Below are 25603 nucleotides of genomic sequence, written 5' to 3'. Positions count from 1 at the left end.
GCCAGAGTCATTTTATCTGGCTTAATCTATTTTTCAGCTAACGTTTAAGGAAGTGTGATGGAAATTATCAATGCCGCACCTATAGCCCAAGAACAAAACCATTCATCTTGTCAACATTCACAAGCTGATGAGATCAGTAACCCGGCCGTTAACTATGGTGAATTTACCGAAGCACAACAAGACTTACAAGCCGCCGAGCGTGCGAAGAATATTCCTGCTGAAGTGCCGGAAATTTTAGTTAATGGCATTGAAATTACTGAAAGCCAGGTGCTAGGTGAAATGCAATATCACCCTGCAGATACTAAGCGTCAGAGTATGGTAAAAGCGGCGGAGTATTTAATTATTGGTGAGTTAATTAAACAAAAGGCAGATGAGCTGGCAATTGATTACGACCCTATGTCGTTAGATACGGCATCTGAATATCAGTTGATTAATCAACTGATAGCGCATGAGCGCATCACTCCGTCGGCATCGACAGCAGAATGTCAGCGTTTTTATCAACAAAATAAAGGGAAGTTTACCACCTCTCCGCTGGTTGAATTACGTCATATTTTATTAGCCGCGGCACCGGATGATGTCACTGAACGTATTCGTTTAAAAGATGTTGCTGAGGAGATGATTAACCGTATTCAGGAGGAACCAGCGTGTTTTAATGATATGGTCACAGCCCATTCGGCATGCCCATCAAAAGCGATGTCTGGAAACCTTGGACAAGTTTCACAAGGTCAAACGGTTGCAGAGTTTGAACGTCATATTTTTAAAGCCCAAGCTGGATTAATTGATTATCCTATTGAAACGCGATATGGCTTTCATATTGTTTTGATAGAACGAAAAATAGATGGCGCTGAGCTGCCTTTTGATTATGTAAAAGACAAGGTATCTGAGTATTTAAACGAAAAGGTTAAACGTAAAACCATTGCTCAATATATGCAGCAGTTAATCAAAGCCGCAGATATTAAAGGCTTTAACTTTGACTATGAAAATTCACCGTTGATCCAATAGTACAGCATATTAGAAATATGACAGAAATTACTCAGTTACTGGCAAACAATATCAACTGGTCTAAGACCTGTGTTGAACAAGACGGTGATTTTTTTCATCGACTTGCAGCTCAGCAATATCCAGAATATTTGTGGATTGGCTGTTCCGATTCTCGTGTACCGGCGAATGAAATTGTTGGTTTGGCACCTGGAGAATTATTTGTTCATCGCAATATTGCTAATTCGGTACAGGCGACAGATTTTAACTGTTTATCTGTGTTGCAGTACGCCGTAGAAATACTCAAGGTTAAACACGTTATCGTATGTGGTCATTATGGTTGTGGCGGTGTGCAAGCGGCGATGGGGAATGAAGAACATGGGCTGGTTGATAACTGGCTTGGACAAATTAAAGACATTTACGTTAAACATCAGCAAGAAATAGACGCCTTAAGGTTTCGGCAGCAAAAAGTGAATCGTTTATGTGAACTTAATGTTATTGAACAAGTTAGCCATCTCGCAAGAACTAAAGTCGTACAACATGCATGGCAGCGCGGACAGTCTCTGGAAATTCACGGCTGGATTTATTCGATTTGTGATGGACAAATTAAGGATTTACAGGTCACAGTGAACAGTTTATCGGATGTTGCCTCTTGTTATCATTTAACTCCGACTAACAGCGATTCCCGCCCTAAAGTTGATAGCAGTATTAGTTGTCAAGTCTGAAAAAATTGAGTGGCAAGGCCTTGATTGGCTGCTTAAATTTATTGCAGCTCGGCTGTGCTAATGTTGCTTTCTTTTAGTGTTTCATTTATGCTCCAACGCCAAGTCGTATCAGTTATCCTATGATTTGGCTTTGTCACGATTTTTACCTTAGCGTGATAATTTGCCTAAAAATCTTGTCAAGATCATCTTAGGATGGTCTTTTGTTTTATTGAGGCAAAAAGTTTTACGATTATTATCATCTGTGGCTTCAAGGGAGAGGGTGCATCTGATAGAATCGCGCGTAGCGTTACCAGTCGGTATCAATATTTAAAAAATACACTGAGTGTAAAGAGAAAAAGATGTTAGAAAATATTAGAGAAAATTCTCAAGGATTAGTCGCTAAAATTATTCTTGGTTTTATTATTTTAACTTTTGCTGTTGCAGGTATCGGTAGTTATACCAACAGTGTTGACACATCAGTGGCTGAAGTTAACGGTGAGAAAATTTCGCAGGCTGAATTTGAGAAAGCTTATCAGACGCAGCGTGCTCGTATGGCGCAGCAATTTGGTGAGATGTTTGAAACTTTATCAAATGATGCAAACTATATGGCGCAGATGCGTGATAGTGTAGTTGAAAATCTCGTTAATCAGTTATTAGTCGATCAAGCATCTCGTGATATGGCAATACGAATTTCTGATGAACGTATTAAACAAACTATTCGTGAAATGCCAGCGTTTCAGGTTGAAGGCCAGTTTGATAATAACCGTTATTTGGCACGTATCAATCAGGAGGGCTTTTATCAGTCGTCTGACTTTCGTGATTACTTACGTGTTGAAATGACACGTCGTCAATTGACACAAGCTTTGGTCAGTAGTGAGTTTGCTTTACCTTATCAAACGTCATTATTAACGACATTACAAAATCAGAAACGTGATATTCGCTTTGCTACTATTTCAGCTAAGCAGTTTGAGCAAGGTGTTGAAGTTACTGAAGCTGAAATTAACGATTATTATTTAGCAAATCCTGGGCGTTTTGAAAATCAGGAAAAGGTTAAAGTTAATTATATCGCACTTGATGTTAATGACTTAGCCAAAGATATTGAAGTCAACGATAGTGATCTTGAAAGTTACTACCAACAAAATATAGTCAATTATCGTCAACCTGAACAACGCCGTATTGCCCATATATTGATTGAGTTTGGTGATGATAAAGCAACAGCAAAAACTAAAATTGCCGATATTCAAACCCGTCTTAACAATGGTGAAGATTTTGGCGAATTAGCTAACGCTTTATCTGATGATACCTTCAGTGGTGAAAATGGTGGTGATCTGGAATGGTTTGAAGCTGGTATCAATGGTGAAGCATTTGATCAAGCTGTTACAGCGTTAACTGATGTTAATGCCGTTACTGATATTGTTGAGTCTGAATCAGGTTTCCACTTAATTAAACTGACTGAGTTTAAAGCTGAGCAAGTGAAAACTCTTGCTGATGTCAAAGAAGAGATCGCAATTGCAGTGAGCACACAGAAAGCACAAGATAAGTTTTTTGAGCTACAGCAACAAGCGGCGCAATTAAGTTTTGAATTTCCTGATAGCCTAGAAGATGCAGCAAATGCGGTTGGTGTTGAAGTTAAAACTTCAGCCTGGTTGTCTCGTTTTGGCAATGCGGCACCTTTTGATAACGCTAAAGTAATTGACGCTGCATTTTCAGATTTAGTGCTAAATGAGCGCTTAAACTCAGATATTATTGAAGTCAGTGATTCATTAGTGCTTGTTGTTCGTTTAAATGAATATCAGGCCGCTAATACTAAACCACTTGAGCAAGTATCTGAGCAAATCAAAACGATTTTAGTACAGCAAAAATCTGCAGAAAAAGCACAGTTATTGGCGGATGAACTTTTAGCTACACATAAAGCAGGTGATGATATTAGTGCGCAATTAACAGCAAATAATGCCAGCTTTGAAGAGAAAGCAGCCGTTGCTCGTTATGGCAGTGACCTTGATGCCAGTATTGTTCGTGAAGCATTTAAATTACCTCATCCGGTCGCTGATGCAGTTGTTGCAACAACCGTGAAATTAAATAATGGTGATATTGCATTAATTGAAGTAACTGCGGTTTCGCAAGGTGATGAGCAAGCACCGGCAAGCTTTGAACAGCAGTATAGTCAGCAATTGGCACAAGCGGCTTATCAAAGTTATGTTGAAGCACTACGTGAGCAGGCTGAGATCAGTAAACGTGAGAATATCACTAGTACAAGTCAGTTATAATATAATTAATTGAACTGGTATTGAAAAGGCTGCATGAGCAGCCTTTTTTATTGTCTGATGCCTCGCATTTAAATAAGGCTATCTATTTAATAATTGGAAATGCTGACTCATAATAAGCTTTTTTGTATATTTATGTTTCGGCTTTTTCAGTACATCTAGGGTATTGCCCATTTCAACGACTTGTCCTTTACACAACACCATCATGTAGTCACTAAAATGTCTGACTATGCCTAAATTATGGGAGATCAGCACAAAGGCCAGGCCCATTTGTTGCTGCAGATCGAGTAGCAAGTTGATCATTTGTGAACGTAGCGACGGATCTAGTGCCGCCAGAGCTTCATCCAGGATAATCACTTGGGGTTTTAAAATAATTGCCCGGGCAAGGGATATCCGTTGTTTTTGCCCTCCTGAAAACATATGAGGGTAGAAGTTCATATGTTCTGCCAATAAGCCAACTTTTTGCAAAGTTTCACGGATCAGTGCTGCCCGCTGTTCTTCATCAAGATCGGTATTTAATAGTAAAGGTTCATCCAGTAACTGGTGAATAGTAAGACTGGGATTTAGAGTGGTGCCCGAGTCTTGAAATATCATCCGGATATGCTGGCAACGTTGTTTAAAGTTACCGTGATAGAGCATCTGACCATTGAGTTTAATTTTTCCGGTAGTCGGTTTTTCTGCACCAACTAACAGTTTTGCTAATGTTGATTTACCTGAACCGGTTTCACCAATAATTGCCAGCGTTTTGTGGGCTGGAATTTCAAATGACATTGGCTCCAATGCCGCCACGGTTTGACGCTTAAAAGGAAACTTAGCGATCTGGTAGTTTTTACTTAAATTACTAACTTCTAATAGGCAGGTCATACTAATAATCATCCTTTAACGAATAATGACAACTGACTTGATGACCGTGATAATTCTTCACTTTAGGTGCCTTAACACAAGCTCGTTGTGCTTTCGGGCACCGAGGGCCAAGTCTGCAACCTATCGGCAGGTGCTGTAAGATCGGGATGCTGCCCGGTAAGGTCATTAACCGTGATTTCACCGGAATATGCATGTTAGCCTTTGGACTGCTATCGACTAAAGCGCGAGTATAAGGATGATAGGGCTGGTTAAAGATCTGCTCTGTAGTTCCTGCTTCGACAGACTGACCGCTGTACATTACGGTAATAGTATTGGTCCAATGGGTAACCGTTTCTAAATCGTGGCTGATCAAAAGTATCGACATGTTTTTAAGTTGATTCAAACTAGCAAGCAAGCGAAAAATTTGCCCCTGATTGGTACTTTCCATCGCTGCTGTTGGTTCGTCAGCAATGAGTAGTAAGGGTCTTCTTGCTAAAGCCATTGCTATCATGACCCGTTGACACAGGGCGTCAGTTAATTGGTGAGGGTAACTCCTGGTGCATTTTTCATGTTGTTTAATGCCGACTTTATGAAGTAACTTAGTGGCTGCTAATTGTCGCTGCTTATTTTTTTGCCAGAAAAAACCGCTGAGTTGTTCTTCATCAACCGCTTCAGCTAACTGTTCACCGATTGTTTTTGTTGGATCTAAACAGGCCATTGGCTCCTGAAATATCATGGCAACATCCTTGGCTATCACCATTTTTCGTTCTTCCGGCGATAAGCGCATTAGGTCATTGCCGCGCCAGTGAAAGCGGTCAGCCTTTACCTGCCATTTATCATCAAGTACGCCCATAATCGCCTGTGCTAATAATGATTTTCCTGAGCCTGATTCCCCTACCAGGCCACGTACTTCTCCTTCTTTCATGGTTAAACTGACTCTGTCAACGGCTAAAATAGGAGTGCTGCCTGTAACTAATTTGATCGACAGATTGCGAACATCAAGCAGATTCATTAGCTCTCCTTACGTTGTTTAATCGCATGGCGCATACCTTCGCCGACTAAATTTGTCGCTACCACTGAAAATAAAATAGCAAGTCCTGGCAGATAAACGGTCCAGGGGGCGATATAGAACAGATCGATACCGTTTGCGAGCATAGCGCCCCATTCTGGTAAGGGGATTGGGGCGCCCAGACCTAAAAAGCCTAGGGTAGCAATGTCTAGAATAGCGGCAGATTGAGCCAGAGTTGCCTGACTGATCAGTTTTTCAATAATGTTAGGAAATATCGAGTAATAAAGGATACGAAATGAATTTGCACCATCTAGACGTGAGGCTAAAACATAATCTTTTCTAAACTCTTCTTTAACGGCATTACGAGTGATATGAATAAATTGTGGGATCAGTACCATGACGATAGCCCATAAAGTGTTATTTAAGCCAGGGCCAAGTAGCGCGACGATTATAATGGCCAGCAACAATGACGGGATAGATAAAATAACATCGAGGAAATGATTGAGAAAGCTCGATTTTATCCCTTTAGTTAATGCGGAAAATGAACCGATAATCACCCCGATAACAAGCGAAATAATAACAACGATAAAGCTTAATCCAAAAGTTAACGAAGCGCCGTGCATTAATCGCGAGAGCATATCCCGCCCTAAATTGTCGGTGCCAAGTAAAAAGCTAATATCTCCATCATCGTGCCACGACGGAGGTAGCAATAAGGTATCTAAGTGATTGGTAACAGGAGAGTAGGGAGAAACTATCGGTGAAAAAACCGCCATGGCGGATAAGAAAATAAAACAGCCAAAGGCTATCATCACCGCTGGAGACTGGCGAAAGTTCTGCCATAGCTGCACCAGTGGTGTAGGAAATTCTTCTTCCTGATAAATCTTACTACGAGCCATATTTGGCCTCTCGTGCTAATGGATTAAGTGAAGCATAAATAAAGTCAGTCAGAATATGGACGATAAAAATAAAACTCGATAGCGCCAGTAAGCCTCCTTGAATCGCGGTATAATCTCGTTGATAAATGCTTTCTATTAACCATCTGCCGATACCAGGCCAGCTAAATATCACTTCTGTCACCATTGCCAAAGTCACTAGATTGGCAAATTGCAAACCAACATCTCTGATAACATCAACTAATGAGTTGCGAATGGCATGGCGCATAATGATTTGTTGGCGTGTTAAACCTTTTGCCATCGCAGCCTTGATATAATGAGTATCTAACACGTTAAGCATCGCTGTACGGGCAAGTCGGATAAATATGGTCGCGGGAGCTATCGCGATAACAGTAGCCGGTAAAATGATATGAGCACTGGCATTTTGAAATGCTTGCCACTTATAAGGATTGTCGCTCAGTAAAATATCGATAAATTGAAAGCCGGTCACTTGTTCTATTTCATAGACTAGGCTGATTTGTCCGGCGGAAGGTAGCCAGGCCAGCTGAATAGAGAATATCAATATCGCCAGTAGTCCTAGCCAAAAGATAGGAATGGAGTAACCTATCATGGCAAAGGATAATATGATGTTATCAGCTACTTTTCTGTGATGTGCAGCCGCGATAAAACCAATTGGAATACCAATTAACATCGCAATCAATAATGCTACTAAGCTAAGTTCCATCGTGGCGGGCAGGTGGTTAAGAATTTCTTCTGCGATTGGCATTTGGCTGTGCATAGAAACGCCCCAGTCACCATTTACCAAGTGTTTAATATAAACCCAGTACTGAATAAGTATTGATTCATGTTTGCTGTACTGTAATGCAACCAGTTCAATATGCTCGGGAGTGGCGTTGATTTGACCTGAAATATTGGTGATCTGATCGCCTGGGGATAGAAAACTCAAACTGAAAGACAAAACGGTTAATAACACTAAGGTGAATAAAAACAGGTTGAGTCGTCTTAAGGTAAAAATAAGCATATTAATTTTTGCTTACCCCGCTAAAATCAATACCACCAAATGAATTAAGTAGTTTGCCGTGAATATTATTGGAGCGCGCCTGAAAACGTTTAGAGTGGGCAATCGGAAATAGCGGTAGTTCTTTATGAATAATTTGCAGTGCTTGATGATAAAAGGCTTTACGCTCTGTAACATCAGTCGTTGCCAAGGCTTGTTGGAGCAAGTGATCAAATGCCTGATTACACCAAAAAGTTCTGTTGTTACCGGTTTCTGCAGAACGGCAACTCAACAGTGGGGTAAAAAAGTTATCGGGATCCGGATGATCGGCACTCCAACCGAGTAATACGGATTGATGCTGACCCAATGCCAGTCGGCGTAAAAACTCCTGCCAGTTAAAGCTGATAATATTGACGGTTATACCGATTTTTTTTAAGTCAGCCTGGATCAGTTTGGCCATAGTCACAGCATCTGGGTTGTAGGCGCGTTGTACCGGCATCGCCCATAAATCGATAGTAAAGCCATCGCTTAATCCCGCTTGCTCTAACAATATTTTCGCTTTTGATACTGAGTACTCTATTACCGGGATTTTGTCGTCATAAGCCCATGAGGATGGCGGAATTATAGTGCTGGCAGCAACACCTTCGGCATCACCAAAATAAACGGTATCTAAAATTGCTTGTTTATTAATCGCATGGGCAACGGCTTTTCTGACCAGTTTATTGTCAAATGGAAACTTAGTAGTATTAAAGCCTAAATAACCAATATTAAATGCGGTAACCTGATCAAGCGACAACTGAGGATTGTTTCTGATTTTTTCCTGCGCAATAGGGTAGGCAATTACATCACATTCTCCGGCAAGTAATTTTGTTAGCCGACCGGTATTACTAGGTGTTATATCAAACAATAACTGGTTTATCTGGGGGGCACCATTCCAGTACTGGCTATGCGGACTAAAGCGGATAAATGAGCCGGTACGATATTCTTTTAACTTAAATGGGCCGGTTCCTATCGGCAGATTATCTATTAAGTCAGGCAGGTTTAATTTCATTAATTGTTCGGCATATTCTTTGGATAAAATAATGGCGAAGTCGGTAGCTAAGTTTGCTAAAAATGAGCTGTCAGCCCGCTTAAGGTTAAAGCGTACGGTATAATCATTAATTTTTTCGATTGAATCGATTAACTCACTAAAGTCAACACTTTGAAAAAAAGGATATTTACCACCTGAGATTTGATGAAACGGGTTATTACTATCTAAAATACGATTAAAACTAAACAGCACATCGTCGGCATTGAGGGGCCGGGTCGGGGTAAAATAATTGGTCTGGTGAAAATGTACATCTTTTCGTAAGTAAAAAGTGATGCGCTTATTGTCACGAGTGACATGCCAAGACTTAGCAAGTGACGGAGCAATAGTGTTGTCTGATGCACTAAAGGTTATTAGTTGATTATATAATTGCTTTGATGTCGCATCGATAGTAACTCCGGATGTTACCAGCTGAGGATTGAACACTTCCGGAGAGCCTTCGCTACAATAAATTACGCTGTTTTCACTTAACGATACTTCATTGCTTAAATCACAGCCAAACAATGTGAATAGCAGTAAAGTGCACAGTAGATATAAAGGCTGATAAGGTGTGAACTTGGTCACGTTAGCTTCCTTATTCTTCACCAACATTGGTTTCAAGTAAGTTATATTTTTTTAAATATCCCCTTAACTGATGATAGGTCAATTCTAAGGCATCGGCGGTTTTCTTTTGATTATACTGACAATTTTCTAGTGCTGATTTGATCAAATCTATTTCGTAGTTTTGTGACAACGACTTTAAAGATAATGGAAACTCTAGTGACTGTTTAACATTAAGTGCTGGTACGTCAACCTCTTCTGAAGTTGCTTCCGACTGCTTCGCTGGCACGACAGGTTGCTGAATAACTCTGTCTTGGGTCTTAACTCGTTGTGATGGACGATAAGGGGATTCGAATGGATCAATCACTAGATCATGCACTGGTAAATGAGGATTGTTACAGCGATAAACACTGCGCTCTACTACGTTTTTAAGTTCACGGATATTACCTGGCCAGTGATAGTCCAGCATGGATTTTTTTGCTTTTTCGGTAAAACCACTAAAGAGTTCGAATTCTAATTCGCGCGCCATATTGATGGCGAAGTGTTCTGCCAGTAGCAAAATATCTTCGATTCTTTCCCTTAATGGCGGCAGTGTGATCACGTCAAATGCCAATCTATCGAGTAAATCTGCTCTAAATTCGCCGGCATCAGCCATAGAAGGTAGATCTTCATTGGTTGCAGCGATTAATCGGGCATTTGTTTTTATGGTGCGTGAGCCACCGACCCGTTCAAACTCACCGTACTCTACAACTCTGAGTAATTTTTCCTGGATCAAGCCTGTGGTATTGGCTACTTCATCTAAAAATAAGGTACCTTTATCTGCACGCTCGAATCGACCTTCATGACGTTTATTTGCACCGGTAAAAGCACCACTTTCATAACCAAATAATTCACTTTCCAACAGATTTTCATTTAAGGCGGCACAATTTAGTTTTAAGTAATTTTGATCCCAGCGCTTGGATAAGTAATGCAAACGTGCTGCAACTAGCTCTTTACCAGTTCCTCGCTCACCAATAATCAACACCGGTTTGCTTAATGGCGCGATTTGTGAAATTTGTTCTAGTACTTCTAAAAAACTATTGGACTGTCCAATAAGATTATCTTGTTGGCTAAAGCGTGACATTGCTTGACCTAATTATTGGTTTTTTTGGCTAACAAATAGTGTATTTTATTAACAGACAGGATGAAAGTGTTTTTTGATATTTCAATAAAATTAGTTAAAACAAGCGATTAACGTTTTTTTTCAAATTGGCGTGAAACATGAATACTTGTTTGTTAGATTGAAAAAATTAATGTTAATGAGGAAGTAGTTATGGGTATTTTTTCACGGTTTACCGATATTATTAATTCTAATATCAACAACTTACTAGATAAAGCCGAAGACCCGGCTAAAATGGTACGTTTGATTATTCAGGAAATGGAAGACACGCTAGTTGAAGTGCGTTCTTCATCGGCGAAAACATTAGCGGATAAAAAGGAACTTTCTCGTCAGGCGCAACGTTTTGAAAAAGATGCTGAACAATGGCAGGAAAAAGCAGAACTTGCATTAAGTAAAGGTAGAGATGACTTAGCTCGTGCCGCATTAATTGAAAAGAAAAAATGTGTTGAAAGTGCCGAATCATTAGAAGATGAATTGAGTCATGTTGAGCAGCATATTGCGAAATTACAGGATGAGATTTCACAGTTACAAGAAAAGTTAGCTGATGCTAAAGCGCGACAAAAAGCGATTATTATGCGGGAAAAAACGGCTACTTCTCGATTAAAAGTCAAACGCAATATTGATAGCGAGCGTGTGAATGATGCTTTAAGCCGCTTTGACAGTTACGAACGTAAAATTGATGATATTGAATCGCAAGTTGAAGCTTATGATATGGGAAGTAAGTCATTAGCAGATGAAATTGCGGAATTAGAAGCTGATGAAAATATTGACGATGAATTAGCGCAATTGAAAGCTAAAATGAAATCAGATAAAAAGTCTAAGTAAGCATTGATGGTAATATATCTGTATTTGAGTTGCGTTTGTTATTAGGTAAGGAGAAGTAGCGTGGAAGAGATTATTGTAGCCCCCGTCATCATATTTATGTTAGTTGTAGCACCGATTTGGTTGATTCTCCATTATCGTAGCAAGCGACAAATTAGCCAGGGTTTAACAGAAGAAGAATACATTCAATTATCTGAATTATCTGAGTTGGCAGATAAAATGGCTGATAGAATTAAAACGCTAGAAGCTATTTTGGATGCCGAAACCCCTGATTGGAGGGACAAGGTATGATAGATAAAGGCCGAGGCGAATTATATCGTAATCCAAGCCAGGGTAAAATCGCAGGAGTCTGTGCTGGCTTAGCCGATTATTTTGGTTGGGAGACTTGGTTAGTCAGAATACTTGTAGTCTCTGGTGTGTTACTTGGTATGGGATGGTTTATTGTTATTTATATTGCAGCTTGGTTTATCTTAGATAAAAAACCGGGCTCGGTAGAAAGCAACAGTGCTAACTGTAAACGTAAGGTATCGAAATCGCGACATGCTGAAAAATTCGATATTACTAATGAATCGATTAAAGTAAAATCTCGGATCTGGCAAGCAGGTGAACCACCTAAGCAGGCGTTTCACGATATCAGACGTAAGTTTAAAACGTTAGAGTGTGAATTACGTCAAATTGAGCGTTATGTCACTTCACCAGAGTTTACCGTATCTAGAGAAATTAACAGGTTGTAATTAGTAAAATATTCGAAAGAAAAGAAAGCGACTTAGGTCGCTTTTTTGGTGAATGTAATTTGCTAAAACTCTGTAAAATTTAATAAATAATCGTTAAGATGACGGTTGTTGTTTTAATGTTTAATTGGCTAATGAGCACTATTATTTTATGGCGTTGATCAATAAAGAAACTATGGAACGGTTTAAACAAAAGGCCAATGATTTGGTTAATCGTACCTTAGATCAGCATATCAACCTGGCGGTAACTGGTTTGAGTCGAAGTGGTAAAACGGCGTTTATTACCTCATTGGTTAATCAACTGGTTAATGAAAACAGTCAATCGCAGTTAGACTTTTTTAATCCTATTCACCAAGGACGATTCATCGCAGCGAAACGTGTACCGCAAAAGCATCTGCATATCGCGCGTTTTGATTATGAAAAAGCGATGCAGGCTTTTACTCAAGAATTACCTGAATGGCCAGAGCCAACGCAAGGGATCAGTGAACTTAGGCTAGCAATACGTTATCAACCTCAGGATTCATTGCTGAAATATGCCACGGATACGGCAACCTTATATGTGGACATTACCGATTACCCGGGTGAATGGCTGCTTGATCTTCCTTTACTCAATCAGACCTATGAACAGTGGAGTGAAGCAACGGCTCAATTGTTAATGACGCCTGCTCGAAAAGACAAGGCGCAGGAATTTATTGCCAAGGTAGCGCAATTGGACCCGTTTGAAAAAGTTGATGAAGAAAAGTTAGCTAAGTTATCAGCACAATACACAGAGTTATTGATGTATTTTCGCCATCAGCTTGGTTTATCTGTTATTCAGCCGGGGCGTTTTATATTGCCAGGTGAGCTTGCAGGCGCGCCTATTTTACAATTCTTTCCATTTACTCATTTTGCATCCATTGATATAGATGCCTATCAAAATGCTGGAGATGATACCCTGATTGGCATGTTGAGAGCGCGCTATATTGAATATAAAGAACATGTGGTTAAGCGCTTTTATAAACAGCACTTTGTTAATTTTGACCGACAAATTATATTAGCTGATTGCTTAACGCCATTAAACGCTGGTCCCGATAGTTTCAATGATTTACAGCAAGCGTTAAATTTAATTATGGCAAGCTTTGATTATGGTAAATCCGATTTATTAACTCGTCTATTTTCGCCTAAAATTGATAAATTACTCTTTGCGGCAACTAAAGCTGATCATGTAACACCTGAACAACATCAGCATTTAACGGCTTTACTCAATCAATTAGTGCATCAAACTAAGCATCAATTAACCTTTGATGAAATCAATATGGCAACCTTGGCAATTGCGTCTGTTAAAGCGACAAAAGCTGGGAAAGGGAAACACCAGGGGCGGGATATTCCTGTAATACAAGGGCGCACTTTAGCGGATAATAAAGTGGTGACATTATTTCCTGGCGCGGTGCCGCAGTTGATTCCTAATCACAGTTACTGGCAAGATAAGTCATTTAATTACATTGCATTTGCACCATTAGAAACTGTATCAATACACCAGGCGTTACCACACTTACGTATGGATCAGGTCTTAGAATTTTTGTTGGGAGATAAAATTAAATGAGTGAGCTACAAGACAAACCTCAACAACAAATCTTGTTTGAAGAAACGCCAAAAGTAAACAGTAATGACACCCCTGTGGTGTTAGATGAGCAAGTATTTATTGAAAATGATGAGTTAACTGAAGTCGATATTGCGGAGATTGAGCCAATCAAAAAAGCAGCCAAGCCTCGCTGGTTGCGGCGAATATTATTTTCATTAGTTGGTTTGTTGGTCATAATTGAAACAGTTGAATTTTTTCTATTAGGTTTTGCTCAAGAGCCTATTGTTGCCAGTTTATACGGGGCGTTACTACTTGTTGTATTTTTGGTTGCCGGTGGCAGCCTGTTACGTGAACTTCAGGGGCTGAGACAGTTAAAACGCCGGGAGAAGCTTAAACAGCAAGTGGATGAAAACCTAGCTGCAACGGAACAGGGCAGCGCGCAAAAACTTTGTCAGCAGATCACTGAGCAATTGCCAGTTGATTTGCTATCGGAACAAGAACACCAATGGGCAGATTCAGTACAGCAAGAGCTTACCAATAAAGAAGTGATACAACTTTATTCTCGTCAAGTGTTAGCCAAAGTCGATCAAAAAGCGTTAGAGAAAGTCAGTAAATTTTCAACTGAATCCGTAGTTTTAGTTGCGTTAAGTCCGATAGCTATTTTGGATATGTTATTGATGTTTTGGCGTAATTTAAAAATGGTCGATGAAATCGCTCACTTATATGGTCTAAGGTTAAGTTACTGGTCACGGATCAAGCTTATCAAACAAGTATTCGTTAATATGATGTATGCAGGGGCAACGGAACTCATCGCTGATGTGGGAACCGATTTAATTGGCGCAGATCTGTTAGGTAAATTATCTGCTCGTTTAGCACAAGGTCTAGGTGCCGGCATGTTAACGGCGCGTTTAGGGTTAAAGACGATGAGATTATGCCGTCCTATTCCGTTTGAAGATAACTCTCCTAAATTAAAAGATGTTAGAAAGCGAATTATTGGTCAGATCAAGCAGCTGGCGAATAAAAATCAATAAAATCATCAAGATTTTTAAGTGCTATGAATGTTCTTTAGAATTATAACTAACTAAAACTTAAAGTTTTTTGTTTTTGTTGTAAATCATCATGTAAATTTTATGATACAAAAAAAAGCATTGTTTGTTTTTTGTCCAAATATAATTTGGTGTCACAAGCCAATGCTTCGCTTATGATGAGAACAACTGGGGTAGCTTAGCTACAATTTATCTGAGCAAATTACGATAACCGCACTCATATCAACTATACTCAAAATAGAGTGCAGTGTAGCTTTGTTCAACTATTTGAAAAGGTTTACAACAATGGCGAAGGCAACAAACTACGTTTCAAGAGTGCCTGATGAAAATGGCATTATTGACTGGTCAACAGAAGAAAACCAAATTTGGCATGAGCTGATCACCCGTCAGCTTTCTTGTATCGAAGGCACTGCGTGTGATGAATATATTGCAGGGCTTGAAAAACTTAATTTACCGACAGATCGTATCCCACAATTGGAAGAAGTTAGTGAAGTATTACGCAGCACTACAGGCTGGCAATGTGAGCCAGTGCCAGCGCTAATAGGATTTGGAGAGTTTTTTAGGTTGCTGTCGGAGAAAAAATTCCCAGTTGCTACCTTTATTCGCTCAAGGGAAGAGTTTGATTATCTTCAGGAACCTGATATTTTTCATGAAATCTTCGGTCATTGTCCATTACTGACTAATTCTTCATTTGCTAATTATACTGAGGCATATGGTAAAATGGGGTTAAATGCCACTAAAGAGCAGCGTGTTTTTTTAGCCCGTTTATACTGGTTTACTGTTGAATTTGGCTTGTTAGATACTGCTGAAGGTTTGCGAGTTTATGGTGGTGGTATTATTTCTTCACCGAGTGAAACCCAATATGCGTTACATGATCAATCGGTAGAGCGTAAGCCGTTAACAAAAGAGAATGTGATAGACGTTTTACGGACTCCGTATCGTATCGATATTATGCAGCCAATTTATTATATGTTAACGAAAGTTAGTGATCTTGATACTATTCGGGAATATGAAATAGAAGAAATCATGGAAATGGTTGAGCAGGCAAAATCACTAGGTTTGTTTGAAGCGAAATTTCCACCAAAAGAATCAAAAATAGCAAGTTAAGGAATCATTATGAGTTCGCAATTATCTACGCAGCAATGCGAAGCATGTCACGTTGATGCACCGAAAGTGAGTGAAGAAGAATTACATGAATTAATGTCACAAATCCCAGATTGGGTACCAGAAGTGCGTGATGGCATTATGATGCTGGAACGGGTATATAAATTCAAAAACTATAAATTAGCGTGGGCATTTGCCAATAAAGTCTCAGAGCTGGCAGAGCAAGAATTCCATCATCCGGCTATTTTATTAGAGTGGGGCAAAGTAACAGTCACTTGGTGGAGCCATGCGATTAAAGGTTTGCATAAAAATGATTTTATTTGTGCGGCCAAGACAGATCAGCTATTAAGCGACTAGTTAAACGATTGTTGTAATATTTACTTACATTTATCTGATAAAACCTCCTACCATTAGGGGGTTTTTTTTATTGTAAAATTTAGTTTACAATAGCTTGTTGGTTTTTAATTGAGAAGGTTTACCTAAATGCGTTTGGAAATTGGTTGTCATGACCGTGTCGGTATTGCCCAAGATGTCTTAAGTATTTTTGTTGAACGACAAATTGATTTGCGGGGCATAGAATTAAAACAACCTGGGAAAATTTTTATTAATATTCCAGATCTGGATTTTTCTGAGTTGCAAAGCTTTATGCCGCAACTGAGGTTAATTGATGGTGTGCTAGATGTTAAAACTACGCCTTATATGCCATCAGAGCGGGAAAAGAACGAACTTTCTACGTTGATCCGAACTTTTCCTGATCCCTTTGTCTCAATCGACGCGAAAGGGCATATTCGTATTGTAAATAATGTCACTGCCAGCATCATAGGTTGTGATGAAAATGAGATCATTGGTGAACATGTTAGTAACTGGCTAAAAGGTTTTAATTTTAATCGTTGGTTAGATAGTGGCGAAGTACTGGCGCAAACACGACGTTTAAAATTTGTTGAGGACGACTATGTGGCCGATATTATGCCGATTCATGTTAGCGATGCGGCAGGGGAGTCCATTTTAGCGGGCGCGGTGTTGATCTTAAAATCTGAAGCGCGTTTAGGTCAACAGATAAGCGCATTTAAACAAGCGAATGAAAATAATTTTGCTGGTATTCAGGCAAGCAGTGGCGCGATGCGTAAAGTGATCCGCGAAGCGAAACGTATGGCGCTGTTAGATTCATCTATGCTGATTGTCGGAGAAACCGGAACCGGTAAAGAGCTGATTGCTCATGCATGCCATGCTGCCAGTGATCGCGCAGACAATCCTTTTATGACCTTAAACTGTGCTTCATTACCAGATGAGGCGGCAGAAACAGAATTGTTTGGTACAGGGTCACCCAGCAGTGAGCATAGTAAAAAAGGCCTGTTTGAGTTGGCTGATGGCGGTACTATATTTTTGGACGAAGTTGGTGAAATGTCGCCAAAATTGCAGACCAAATTGTTACGTGTGATCCAAAACGGTAGCTTTCGCCGGGTGGATGATGAGAAAGAAATGACAGTGAATGTCAGAATCATTGGTTCTACGAACCATGATTTACTGACGATGGTTTCACAAGGGGAGTTTAGGGAAGATCTTTATTACCGATTAAATGTCTTAGGTCTTAATATACCTTCGTTACGAGAGCGACGCTCAGATATTATTCCGCTTGCAGAGTTTTTTATTGCTAAGTTTGGCCAGCGTATTGGTAAAACGAATGTTAGTATGTCAGATGATTGTCGAGACTTTATCGAGCATTACCCTTGGCCGGGTAATGTCAGACAACTGGAAAATGTCTTGATCAGAGCGGTTTCGTTAATGGAAGGTCATGTTATTGAAACTAATCACCTGCAATTGCCAGCTTATACTAGAGAACATGGCTATCTGGAGCAGGAATTTGAAGGCACGTTAGATGCTGCTGTTAAGGGCTTTGAAGCTGATTTGCTGCGTAAGTTATACCCGGCTTACCCAAGTACTCGCCAATTAGCGAAAAAATTAGGCTTAAGCCATACTGCCATTGCTAACAAATTGCGTGAATATAATATTAATAAGAAAACGGTAAAAATTTAGTGTTGTGATAGTGGTGAGGCTGATTGTAAACAATCAATAACATTTTTATGCGTGCTTAAGCGTTTTCTGTGCTTGGTGTTAAATGGTTGATGGCTTACCATTTGACTGCATTTAATAAAGTGGAAAATTTTATGAAATTATATGGTTACTGGCGTTCTTCTGCGGCTTATCGCGTGCGCATCGCATTGCATTTAAAAGGTATTGAATTTGAATCCATTCCGGTACATTTAGTCAAAAATGGCGGAGAGCAGCATAGTGAGGATTATGTCGCGTTAAATCCAACCCATTTAGTGCCAACACTCGTAGATGGAGAGCTTACGCTTAATCAGTCTATTTCAATTATTGATTATCTAGATGCTAAATATCCCGATGTCGCCCTTTATCCACAAAATATTGAAGATAAAGCGGTTGTTCAAGCATTAGCGCTGGATGTGGCGTGTGAAATTCATCCGGTTAATAATTTACGAGTGCAGCAATACCTAACGCAGCAGCTCAATATTTCTGACGCCGATAAATTGAGTTGGAGTCATCACTGGATGGCTAACGGCTTCGCTGCTATCGAGCAAAAATTAGCACAAACCAGTGGGCAATATTGTTTTGGTGATCAAGTGACAATGGCTGATATTTGCCTAGTACCGCAGGTGTATAACGCTAATCGATTTAATCTAGATATGTCTCCTTATCCTCTTATCCGGGCGATAGTTGAGCGCTGTAATCAATTACCGGCATTTATTAAAGCCTTACCTGAAAATCAAGCGGATGCTCAATAGCTAGCCATTAGATCTGACATAGTTGCTTGCTAGAGCTAATTAATAACAATTAAATGTATCAAATAATTAAAACGTGCTTGCAACTGAGAGGAAAAAAAGTTGCAATAGTTGTTCGATATTTCTCAATAGTTAATGATAGCGAAAGCTAGTATTAAGGTCGGTATGGAAAATACACAAACGAATTCGACACCTGGATGGCTGATAGGTGGCATTATTGTTATCGTTTTGGCGGTGATTGTTGGTTATTTTGTTATGCAAGATCAGCCAAAACCGGAAAAACCTGAGCAACTACCTGTGGTTGAAATTCAGCCTGAAGTAGCTCCAGAACCTGAGCCGGAACCAGAACCGATAGCGCTTGAACCTGAGCCAGAAGTTGTCGAACAGCCTGTTATTGAAACTGAGCCTGAACCTTTGTTGCCAACCTTAGATGAAAGTGATGCTTGGCTGACGGAGAAATTACCCTCGATTACCTGGCGCAAAGAATTACTTAAGTTAGTGATTGACGACGATATGATCCGCCGCTTTGTCGTGTTTACTGATAACTTTGCTCAAGGAATTATTGCTTATGAGCATAGCCCCTTAATTAAACCAAATGCTGGATTCAATGCGCGCGAGATTAATGAGAACGGTGAGGTTGTGATCAAATGGGATGATACTTCATCAAGGCGCTTTAGTTTATACGTCGATTTGTTACGTTCTGTCGACAGTGACACACTTGTTAGCTGGTATTATGAGTTAAAGCCTTTAGTGGATGAAGCCTACCGTGAACTTGGTTATCCTGAAGAAGACTTTACTGATATTTTGCAAGACGCTATTAGTAAAGTGTTAGATATGGAAATTCCGAAAGAACGTTTAGAGCTTGTGCGCCCGAGTGTGATGTATCAATTTAAAGATGCTGAGATAGAAAATCTGGACGATGCTGATAAGTTGATGTTGAGGTTAGGAAAAGAAAACCTGCTGGTGATCAAGTCTGTGTTACTTGAAATTAACGAGAAAATATCAAGAGAACGTGATTAGTTGATACTACCAAAAGTGCCAGAGCAAGTAGCTAAAAATCATTTTGTTGTTAGCTGCTGGTTTGCGAAAAAAATATTGGCATGGCTAAACTGGCGCGTTACTGGTCAGTTTCCTAAGCAAAAGAAATTTATCTTAATCGTTGCACCACATACTTCTAACTGGGATTTTATTATTGCCATACTGGTGATGCTGGCACTTAATATCCGCGTAACATTTCTAGGTAAGGACAGTATTTTCGTTGGTCCATTTAAGTGGCTTTTGGAAAAACTTGGTGGCGTGGGCATTGATCGATCGCATCCTCACGGTATTGTCGGACAAATGGTTAATTTGTTTGCTGCACGAGAAAAAATGATCCTTGGTTTAGCACCTGAAGGTACGCGCAGTAAAACTTCTGAGTGGAAAAAAGGCTTTTTACATATTGCTAAACAAGCTGATGTCGCTGTAGTTCCAGTTAGCTTAGACTTTAATAAAAAAGAAGTAACGATCATGTCAGCTCAGTATGTTAGTGATGATATAGACGGTTCATTAGTGCAAATTAAGGCTATGTATCAAGGTGTTTGCGCAAAAAATCCGCACTTAGTTTAATTTAATCAGTAACTACTTGCATCGCTTATCTCGATTAGCGATAATCACGCCGCTAGTTCGATTAGCAATTCTATGGTGACCCTTTTGGTCCCTTCGCAATGATACTCTGTGAACTCGGCCAGGTCCGGAAGGAAGCAACCGCAGCAGACGACTCATGTGCCGGAGTGTGGCTGATTGGGTTGCCACCCAATCACGATTCTTTTCATATAATACTTCAACTTTTTTGTTAATAATTTTTGTCGCTTAAGCTAAATGATCATTTTTCTTTTAATCATCTATTTGGCTATTTTAGCTCTCTCATTCTGTCTAACACTAGCTATTTTTTATAGTGACACTAGCGGCAGAAATAATATTTATCAATATATCTCATAGCACAAAGTTATAAGTTATTGATTGATTTCTCATCAATAAAATACTCAAACTGGTAGCGCTTCCAATTTCTAGAGTTATCAAATCAAATTAGATTTAGTTAATTTTTGTCAAATAAAATATAAATATTTGGAAGCGCTTTCTGTTTTGGGGAGAGGAAAGGGACAAACCTCTGAAATAAGTAAATGAGGTATAAAATGCAATTAAAAATAAATAATAAATTTTCGCTAGCACTTTCAGCCGGAATAACAATGTTTTCCAGTGCCGTTTTCGCATCAACATGTCAAAATCCGGTACCTGTATGGTCAGATGAATTTGATGGTACATCTTTGGATAGTACTAAATGGGAAGTGATGACTGGGGATGGTTGTGACATCGGTTTGTGTGGTTGGGGAAACAATGAACTACAATCTTACAAAGTTGAAAATAATACGGTAAGTAATGGCGTTTTAACTATTACAGCAAAAAAGCAACGGGATAAATCAAAGAGTTATACTTCTGGACGCATCCGTACTGCCAATATGCCTAATGGTGGGCAGTGGACTCATGGTCGTTTTGAAGCTCGTATTAAATTACCTAATGGTACAGGAATGTGGCCGGCATTTTGGATGCTACCCACAGATCCAATTGATATTTGGCCGATTAGTGGTGAAATAGATATTATGGAAGCTACGGGGCAAGCAGATATGTTTGCTTTTGGTACACTTCACTATGGACAGCCTTGGCCAGATAATGAATGGACCAGTGGTCGCATTTTAAAGCAACCAGATAGTTGGTCTGCTGATTTTCACGAATATGCGGTGGAGTGGGAACCTAACGAAATGCGTTGGTATGTGGACGATATTTTATATTCTGTGAAAACGCCATCAGACTTAAGTGACCCTTCTTATTGGACATTTGAAAATAACCAGTATCATTTTTTACTTAATCTTGCTGTTGGCGGCAGTATTGGTGGTGTAGTTGACGATAGTATGTTGCCACAAACAATGGAAGTTGATTATGTGCGAGTATATGACTTTGGGCAACCTTCATTAACAGGCAGTCATATTGTCGAACCTAATACCAGCCATACCTATACCGTCATCGATGAGGCGGGCACCGGCGGTTCATATGTTTGGAGCTCGCCAACAGGTGAAACATCAAATAGCAATTCGTTAACGGTCAATTGGGGGAATACCGAAGGTCAAGTATCTGTTACTGTTACTAATAGTTGTGGTACTGAGAATTTGGTTATGGATGTTCATGTATCACCAGAACTAGCAGAAGAAACAGTTTTGGATGATTTCGAAATGAGCCAAAATGTAAGTTATTCGACTTGGACAGGAAATTTTAATCAATCTGCCGTTAATCCTGCACCGGATACAATTAATAGCTCACCAACTGTCGCAAGTTATGTAAGAGATTTAGCGTCTCAGTGGGATGTCATTGCCGCAGATACGAATGTATTAACAGACGTGGCTCCATTTATTTCGGGTGATAAGGCATTCTATATTGATCTTTATACTGCGGCACCGATCGGTACTGAAATATTAATCCAGCTCGAAAATACTAATACAGCTACTGCTAGCAATTATCCTACAGGACGTCATTCGAAGTATATCGCCCATACTACCGTGCAAAATTCCTGGCAACGACTTAAGTTTACTTTAGAAGATCGTATCGACGGTGGAACTGGTGATAATGATGTTAATAGTGTTGTTTTACTTATCGATCCTAATGCTTTAAGCGGTGATACTTATTATCTTGATAATTTTGCTGTGTATGGAACAGAAACAAATGGCGAAACTTCTAACGCTATGTCTGTTGCCAATATTATTACGACAACACAGAGTGCAGGTAAAGGACAAAAGTTTGGCAAGGCAACTGTTACTGTTGTGGATAATTTAGGTACGCCTGTTAGTGGAGCAACAGTTTCCGGGATTTTTTCTGGTACCTGGAATGAAGTCACTTCAGGAGTAACAGACAGTAATGGAGAAGTGAGTATTTTAACTTCTACATCTGTTGGAGGAGCAGTAGATGTTAATTTTTGTGTAGATACCTTAACAGGGACATTGGTACATAATAGTTCGTCAAGCCAAGGGCTATGTCAGTGATTGCTTAAAATAACTTAATCATATTATAAACCCTGTTTCGGCAGGGTTTTTTTTATCGTTATAAGGTTACGGTTTGTGAGACGTTTTACGTTATTTATTAAAAAGTGTTATTGCTAGAATGACATATTAAAAAATGAAGTGTGTTCTTAGTTATTGAAAAGTATTGTGATTATTTTCTACCTTGTTTATATTAAAAACGATTATAAAAATAAGGACGTTCAATGGCCAATTTAGCAATAACAACGTTGCAAAAAGAAGATAGCTTAGGCGATGTTTTTGAATTATTACCTGGTAAAATTGTTGATTTGCAAATTAATCATCCGGTGCAAGTGAGGTTAAAAATATCGCTCGTTGGCTATGAGATAGGTAAATACATTATCTTAAAGTACCCAAATGTACTAAAAGCAACGGATTATAGTGATGTGTTGGTTGAAGGGAATGTTGCTATTGTTCGTTATTTACTAGAAGGGGATAAAGGCTGCTGTTTTGCTTTTCGCGCGACCATTCGTAATATCACCCAAAGTCCGGAAAAGTTTATTATTCTGACCTACCCTGAACGTATTGAGAATAGACAGCTTAGGGCGCATCAACGAATTACTACACATTTGCCGGCAGCAATTTCTCTTAATCAGCCAAATCAAAGTAATGTCGAGATCAATGGCATTATTGCGGATTTATCATTAAAAGGTTGTGGCTTTACTTTTAAAGCAGAAAGCCAGTTAGTTAATGTAAAACAACGAGAAGTGTTTGTTTGTGTTACTCATTATGCCATTGGTGAAATGCGGATCCCTGCTAAGGTGTGTAATAGTCGTAATGAGAAAGGCAGGGTAAATGTAGGTATTCAATTTAGAGAAAATGATAAACAAGTGGCTAATCTATTAGAACACTTGTTTATCGATACCAGTGTCCTTTAGTCATGGTGCTGCTTCATAAATTCTAGTGCTTTGCTGACGGCAACTTTTACTTTACTTTCCATCTCAAATCGCTCTGAAGCCGGTAAGTAAAATGCCATATCTACCTCATGGCGAATATAACGTGTCGGCAGTTGATTTAATACTACACAAGTCAAATCTGCCATAAAATCAGCATCATAGGTTTCTTCTAACTTTAGCGCAGCAAAATGTTGAACAACTAGCTTCTCGTAATAATTATGAATATCATCGGAAATTTTCATATTCAACCTCACATAATTGTTTTGTTTAAGCGTACCGCTAGATGATAAAAAAAGCGAATATTTTTCAGCTGGAAAATCGAAATTTTTTCAGAAAAATAGTGAGTTAGCGTTTTTCACTCATTTCTATTTGGCGTTCTAGTTTTGATATTGCCTGGCGACAACGCCCGAGTCGTTGATGCAACACTAAAATTTGTTGGGTAATTGCTTGTCTATGTTGCTCGGTAGAACTACCAAGTTCTCTTTCTTTGTCATTTAGCATCACTTGTAACCTGCGTTCAAATTCAAAGGTTTCTGCAAGTTTTTGGTGTAATGCCTGACTAGATGCCATCATTCGCTGCGCAGCTTGTTTGTATCTTCGTTCTTTGCTGGCTTGTAATTGTTGCTCTGATGATTTATTTAGCGTGGAATTTGCTTTTATCGCATTAATTAATGCCGACACTTGTTGTTCTAAGTGTTGTAGTCGTTGTAAGCCAAATTGTCGTTTATTTTGCTGTAGCAGTATTTCAAGCTCGTTTATTTTGCTTAGGGTTTCATTGACATAAGGGGTTAAAAATTCACTATGAGTGCTAAATAGAGCCTCTGAAAATACATTACTATCTTTACGAAAGCTAAATGCTTTATTTTGTTTATTGTGTTGATCAATTTCAAGCGCTTGTACTGAGAGAGCATTGACTATCTCTTTTAGCCTGAGTAATGTTTGCTTGTTCATATACTAATCATAGCTATTGATACCAGGCTTGAAAGGCCAGGTTACATGACATAAGAATGACGATAGTAATAAATACCGGACGAATAAATTGATTACCTAACTTTATTGCCCAGTGTGAGCCGACCCAGGCACCTGCCATAATAAATACGCCCATTGTTAATCCTAATAATAAGTTAACATATCCTAAATAAATAAAGGTCAGCAAACTGCAAAAGTTACTGATGAAATTGTTACACCGGGCAACCCCACAACTATAGAGTAAATTGATTTTATACAAGGCACTTGATGATGCAGTCCAAAATGCCCCGGTTCCAGGGCCTGCGACTCCATCATAAAAACCAAGAGTGGCTCCTTGTATTGCTTGTTTTCGAGTGGTTGTTTTACTTGCTAACGGCAGTGCTTTGCTATGATGCATCGTGTTTTTCGCCGCTAATGTATAGATAGCGGTAGATATGATCAGTACGGGTAAATATTTCTCTAAAAAATCTACCGATAAAAATTGTACTGTTAAGGTGCCTAATGTTGCGCCTATCGCCGTAAATATTAGGCTGGTGCGCCAAAAAACGACATTAAAAAGCTTTTTCTTATAAAAGGTGACAGAAGCGGTTAGTGAGCCAAAAGTTGCCGCTAATTTATTGGTGCCCAGAGCTATATGAGGTGGTAGCCCAGCTGTAAGTAGTGTCGGGACAGTTAGCATGCCGCCGCCACCTGCTATAGCATCGATCAGTCCGGCGAGAAAACCTACGCCGCAGAGCGTTATCCATAAATTAATATCAAGTACTATATCCATGCAATAAAGGAAACCGATGCTACAAAAAACGAGAGCGGAGTTTAGCATAAAGCGCTGGCAACAAAACTAACAAATTCTTTTTTGGCGGGGGTGTTGTTTTTTTAATCTGAATTTACGTGCATATATTGTTACAGTTTAAGTTGGCGCGAATAAAAAATTTGCCTTATTTTTATTTAATATTCGTTATTTGTTACAGATAAAAGTTTTTACTCTTGGGTAAGTATACAAACTAACACTTTGTAATAATTGGTAATTAATTAGTAGTGAATATTTATTCAGGTTTGGTTGGTTGTCTGATAACGAGAGGTTTTTGACGACTTCACT

At 39.3% G+C, this 25603-nt stretch carries 25 protein-coding genes and 1 other RNA gene; 17 read left to right on the top strand and 9 right to left on the bottom strand.

Annotated elements, in window-relative coordinates; all coding sequences use genetic code 11:
- The first annotated feature begins 57 nt into the window (after positions 1-57).
- The 3 genes from QQK06_RS03700 to QQK06_RS03690 all read left to right on the top strand — a co-directional run bounded on the left by QQK06_RS03700 (position 58) and on the right by QQK06_RS03690 (position 3949).
- On the top strand, positions 58-1002 hold the full coding sequence (locus QQK06_RS03700; RefSeq protein ID WP_284243257.1) for a peptidylprolyl isomerase: 945 nt from the start codon (positions 58-60) through the stop codon (positions 1000-1002).
- 17 nt (positions 1003-1019) lie between these two features.
- A complete protein-coding gene (gene can, locus QQK06_RS03695) occupies positions 1020-1703 on the top strand; it encodes a carbonate dehydratase (protein WP_284243256.1) in 684 nt (227 codons plus the stop codon).
- A 338-nt stretch (positions 1704-2041) separates the two neighbouring features.
- On the top strand, positions 2042-3949 hold the full coding sequence (locus QQK06_RS03690; protein WP_284243255.1) for a SurA N-terminal domain-containing protein: 1908 nt from the start codon (positions 2042-2044) through the stop codon (positions 3947-3949).
- Between the two features lie 78 nt (positions 3950-4027).
- On the opposite strand, the gene QQK06_RS03685 is transcribed toward QQK06_RS03690, so the two are convergent.
- From QQK06_RS03685 to pspF, 6 genes are read right to left on the bottom strand one after another with little or no spacing between them, the layout of a single operon-like run.
- Positions 4028-4810: an ATP-binding cassette domain-containing protein gene (locus QQK06_RS03685; RefSeq protein ID WP_284243254.1), complete on the bottom strand. Its 783-nt coding sequence runs from the start codon at positions 4808-4810 to the stop codon at positions 4028-4030.
- 1 nt (position 4811) lies between these two features.
- Positions 4812-5801, bottom strand: coding sequence for a peptide ABC transporter ATP-binding protein (locus tag QQK06_RS03680; protein ID WP_284243253.1), 990 nt, complete (start codon positions 5799-5801; stop codon positions 4812-4814).
- Positions 5801-6694: an ABC transporter permease subunit gene (locus tag QQK06_RS03675; RefSeq protein ID WP_284243252.1), complete on the bottom strand. Its 894-nt coding sequence runs from the start codon at positions 6692-6694 to the stop codon at positions 5801-5803. Before QQK06_RS03675 ends, QQK06_RS03680 begins: the two co-directional genes overlap by 1 nt.
- On the bottom strand, positions 6684-7712 hold the full coding sequence (locus QQK06_RS03670; RefSeq protein WP_284243251.1) for an ABC transporter permease: 1029 nt from the start codon (positions 7710-7712) through the stop codon (positions 6684-6686). The genes QQK06_RS03675 and QQK06_RS03670 overlap by 11 nt, the downstream gene beginning before the upstream one ends.
- Before the next feature lies 1 nt (position 7713).
- A complete protein-coding gene (locus QQK06_RS03665) occupies positions 7714-9339 on the bottom strand; it encodes an ABC transporter substrate-binding protein (RefSeq protein WP_284243250.1) in 1626 nt (541 codons plus the stop codon).
- A 10-nt stretch (positions 9340-9349) separates the two neighbouring features.
- Positions 9350-10438 carry a phage shock protein operon transcriptional activator gene (pspF, locus tag QQK06_RS03660; RefSeq protein ID WP_284243249.1) on the bottom strand — a complete coding sequence of 363 codons (1089 nt, stop codon included), beginning with the start codon at positions 10436-10438 and terminating at the stop codon, positions 9350-9352.
- Between the two features lie 189 nt (positions 10439-10627).
- On the opposite strand from pspF, the gene pspA reads away from it, so the two are divergent.
- The 14 genes from pspA (at position 10628) to QQK06_RS03590 (ending at position 23520) form a co-directional block, all read left to right on the top strand.
- Positions 10628-11299: a phage shock protein PspA gene (gene pspA / locus QQK06_RS03655; RefSeq protein ID WP_284243248.1), complete on the top strand. Its 672-nt coding sequence runs from the start codon at positions 10628-10630 to the stop codon at positions 11297-11299.
- 60 nt (positions 11300-11359) lie between these two features.
- Positions 11360-11587: an envelope stress response membrane protein PspB gene (gene pspB / locus QQK06_RS03650; protein WP_284243246.1), complete on the top strand. Its 228-nt coding sequence runs from the start codon at positions 11360-11362 to the stop codon at positions 11585-11587.
- Positions 11584-12030 carry an envelope stress response membrane protein PspC gene (gene pspC, locus QQK06_RS03645; protein WP_431313631.1) on the top strand — a complete coding sequence of 149 codons (447 nt, stop codon included), beginning with the start codon at positions 11584-11586 and terminating at the stop codon, positions 12028-12030. Before pspB ends, pspC begins: the two co-directional genes overlap by 4 nt.
- A gap of 148 nt (positions 12031-12178) precedes the next feature.
- A complete protein-coding gene (locus QQK06_RS03640; RefSeq protein WP_284243245.1) occupies positions 12179-13609 on the top strand; it encodes a YcjX family GTP-binding protein in 1431 nt (476 codons plus the stop codon).
- Positions 13606-14619, top strand: a complete 1014-nt coding sequence (locus QQK06_RS03635) for a YcjF family protein (RefSeq protein ID WP_284243244.1) — start codon at positions 13606-13608, stop codon at positions 14617-14619. Before QQK06_RS03640 ends, QQK06_RS03635 begins: the two co-directional genes overlap by 4 nt.
- A 282-nt stretch (positions 14620-14901) precedes the next feature.
- Positions 14902-15741 carry a phenylalanine 4-monooxygenase gene (gene phhA / locus QQK06_RS03630; RefSeq protein ID WP_284243243.1) on the top strand — a complete coding sequence of 280 codons (840 nt, stop codon included), beginning with the start codon at positions 14902-14904 and terminating at the stop codon, positions 15739-15741.
- A 9-nt stretch (positions 15742-15750) separates the two neighbouring features.
- Positions 15751-16095: a 4a-hydroxytetrahydrobiopterin dehydratase gene (locus QQK06_RS03625; protein ID WP_284243242.1), complete on the top strand. Its 345-nt coding sequence runs from the start codon at positions 15751-15753 to the stop codon at positions 16093-16095.
- A gap of 126 nt (positions 16096-16221) precedes the next feature.
- Positions 16222-17772 (top strand): transcriptional regulator TyrR, encoded by a 1551-nt coding sequence (gene tyrR, locus QQK06_RS03620; RefSeq protein WP_284243241.1) that lies wholly within the window; start codon positions 16222-16224, stop codon positions 17770-17772.
- Positions 17773-17903: 131 nt separating this feature from the next.
- Entirely contained in the window at positions 17904-18542 is a 639-nt protein-coding gene (gene maiA, locus QQK06_RS03615) for a maleylacetoacetate isomerase (RefSeq protein WP_284243240.1), read from the top strand.
- A 162-nt stretch (positions 18543-18704) separates the two neighbouring features.
- Positions 18705-19559, top strand: a complete 855-nt coding sequence (locus QQK06_RS03610; protein ID WP_284243239.1) for a DUF3014 domain-containing protein — start codon at positions 18705-18707, stop codon at positions 19557-19559.
- Positions 19560-20144: a 1-acyl-sn-glycerol-3-phosphate acyltransferase gene (locus tag QQK06_RS03605; RefSeq protein ID WP_284243238.1), complete on the top strand. Its 585-nt coding sequence runs from the start codon at positions 19560-19562 to the stop codon at positions 20142-20144. It abuts the gene before it with no gap.
- 82 nt (positions 20145-20226) lie between these two features.
- An RNA gene (gene ffs, locus QQK06_RS03600) (signal recognition particle sRNA small type) lies at positions 20227-20323 on the top strand.
- A gap of 387 nt (positions 20324-20710) precedes the next feature.
- Positions 20711-22606, top strand: a complete 1896-nt coding sequence (locus QQK06_RS03595) for a family 16 glycosylhydrolase (protein ID WP_284243237.1) — start codon at positions 20711-20713, stop codon at positions 22604-22606.
- A 221-nt stretch (positions 22607-22827) separates the two neighbouring features.
- Entirely contained in the window at positions 22828-23520 is a 693-nt protein-coding gene (locus QQK06_RS03590; RefSeq protein ID WP_284243236.1) for a PilZ domain-containing protein, read from the top strand.
- Here the strand turns inward: QQK06_RS03590 and QQK06_RS03585 are convergent.
- The 3 genes from QQK06_RS03585 to QQK06_RS03575 all read right to left on the bottom strand — a co-directional run bounded on the left by QQK06_RS03585 (position 23517) and on the right by QQK06_RS03575 (position 25279).
- Positions 23517-23780 (bottom strand): late competence development ComFB family protein, encoded by a 264-nt coding sequence (locus tag QQK06_RS03585; protein WP_284243235.1) that lies wholly within the window; start codon positions 23778-23780, stop codon positions 23517-23519. The genes QQK06_RS03590 and QQK06_RS03585 overlap by 4 nt on opposite strands.
- A gap of 103 nt (positions 23781-23883) precedes the next feature.
- The gene (gene priC, locus QQK06_RS03580) at positions 23884-24489 is read right to left on the bottom strand and encodes a primosomal replication protein PriC (RefSeq protein WP_284243234.1); all 606 of its coding nucleotides are present in this window, start codon (positions 24487-24489) and stop codon (positions 23884-23886) included.
- Between the two features lie 13 nt (positions 24490-24502).
- Entirely contained in the window at positions 24503-25279 is a 777-nt protein-coding gene (locus QQK06_RS03575) for a TSUP family transporter (protein WP_284243233.1), read from the bottom strand.
- Positions 25280-25603: the final 324 nt, after the last annotated feature.

Source organism: Thalassotalea insulae (genome assembly GCF_030161395.1).
In the GTDB taxonomy this organism is placed as follows: domain Bacteria; phylum Pseudomonadota; class Gammaproteobacteria; order Enterobacterales; family Alteromonadaceae; genus Thalassotalea_E; species Thalassotalea_E insulae.
Note: the sequence above shows the minus strand (reverse complement) of the source record. Positions and strands in the feature narration are given on the sequence as shown.

Bases quoted from the DNA above. Each gene is read 5' to 3' on its own strand.
- QQK06_RS03670 (WP_284243251.1), bottom strand. From the start codon at position 7,712: ATGCTTATTTTTACCTTAAGACGACTCAACCTGTTTTTATTCACCTTA.
- QQK06_RS03595 (WP_284243237.1), top strand. From the start codon at position 20,711: ATGCAATTAAAAATAAATAATAAATTTTCGCTAGCACTTTCAGCCGGA.
- QQK06_RS03680 (WP_284243253.1), bottom strand. From the start codon at position 5,801: ATGAATCTGCTTGATGTTCGCAATCTGTCGATCAAATTAGTTACAGGC.
- QQK06_RS03640 (WP_284243245.1), top strand. From the start codon at position 12,179: ATGGCGTTGATCAATAAAGAAACTATGGAACGGTTTAAACAAAAGGCC.
- QQK06_RS03590 (WP_284243236.1), top strand. From the start codon at position 22,828: ATGGCCAATTTAGCAATAACAACGTTGCAAAAAGAAGATAGCTTAGGC.
- QQK06_RS03625 (WP_284243242.1), top strand. From the start codon at position 15,751: ATGAGTTCGCAATTATCTACGCAGCAATGCGAAGCATGTCACGTTGAT.
- QQK06_RS03575 (WP_284243233.1), bottom strand. From the start codon at position 25,279: ATGGATATAGTACTTGATATTAATTTATGGATAACGCTCTGCGGCGTA.
- QQK06_RS03585 (WP_284243235.1), bottom strand. From the start codon at position 23,780: ATGAAAATTTCCGATGATATTCATAATTATTACGAGAAGCTAGTTGTT.
- maiA (WP_284243240.1), top strand. From the start codon at position 17,904: ATGAAATTATATGGTTACTGGCGTTCTTCTGCGGCTTATCGCGTGCGC.
- priC (WP_284243234.1), bottom strand. From the start codon at position 24,489: ATGAACAAGCAAACATTACTCAGGCTAAAAGAGATAGTCAATGCTCTC.
- pspC (WP_431313631.1), top strand. From the start codon at position 11,584: ATGATAGATAAAGGCCGAGGCGAATTATATCGTAATCCAAGCCAGGGT.
- pspA (WP_284243248.1), top strand. From the start codon at position 10,628: ATGGGTATTTTTTCACGGTTTACCGATATTATTAATTCTAATATCAAC.
- QQK06_RS03675 (WP_284243252.1), bottom strand. From the start codon at position 6,694: ATGGCTCGTAGTAAGATTTATCAGGAAGAAGAATTTCCTACACCACTG.
- pspF (WP_284243249.1), bottom strand. From the start codon at position 10,438: ATGTCACGCTTTAGCCAACAAGATAATCTTATTGGACAGTCCAATAGT.
- can (WP_284243256.1), top strand. From the start codon at position 1,020: ATGACAGAAATTACTCAGTTACTGGCAAACAATATCAACTGGTCTAAG.
- QQK06_RS03635 (WP_284243244.1), top strand. From the start codon at position 13,606: ATGAGTGAGCTACAAGACAAACCTCAACAACAAATCTTGTTTGAAGAA.
- QQK06_RS03685 (WP_284243254.1), bottom strand. From the start codon at position 4,810: ATGACCTGCCTATTAGAAGTTAGTAATTTAAGTAAAAACTACCAGATC.
- QQK06_RS03700 (WP_284243257.1), top strand. From the start codon at position 58: ATGGAAATTATCAATGCCGCACCTATAGCCCAAGAACAAAACCATTCA.
- tyrR (WP_284243241.1), top strand. From the start codon at position 16,222: ATGCGTTTGGAAATTGGTTGTCATGACCGTGTCGGTATTGCCCAAGAT.
- QQK06_RS03610 (WP_284243239.1), top strand. From the start codon at position 18,705: ATGGAAAATACACAAACGAATTCGACACCTGGATGGCTGATAGGTGGC.
- QQK06_RS03690 (WP_284243255.1), top strand. From the start codon at position 2,042: ATGTTAGAAAATATTAGAGAAAATTCTCAAGGATTAGTCGCTAAAATT.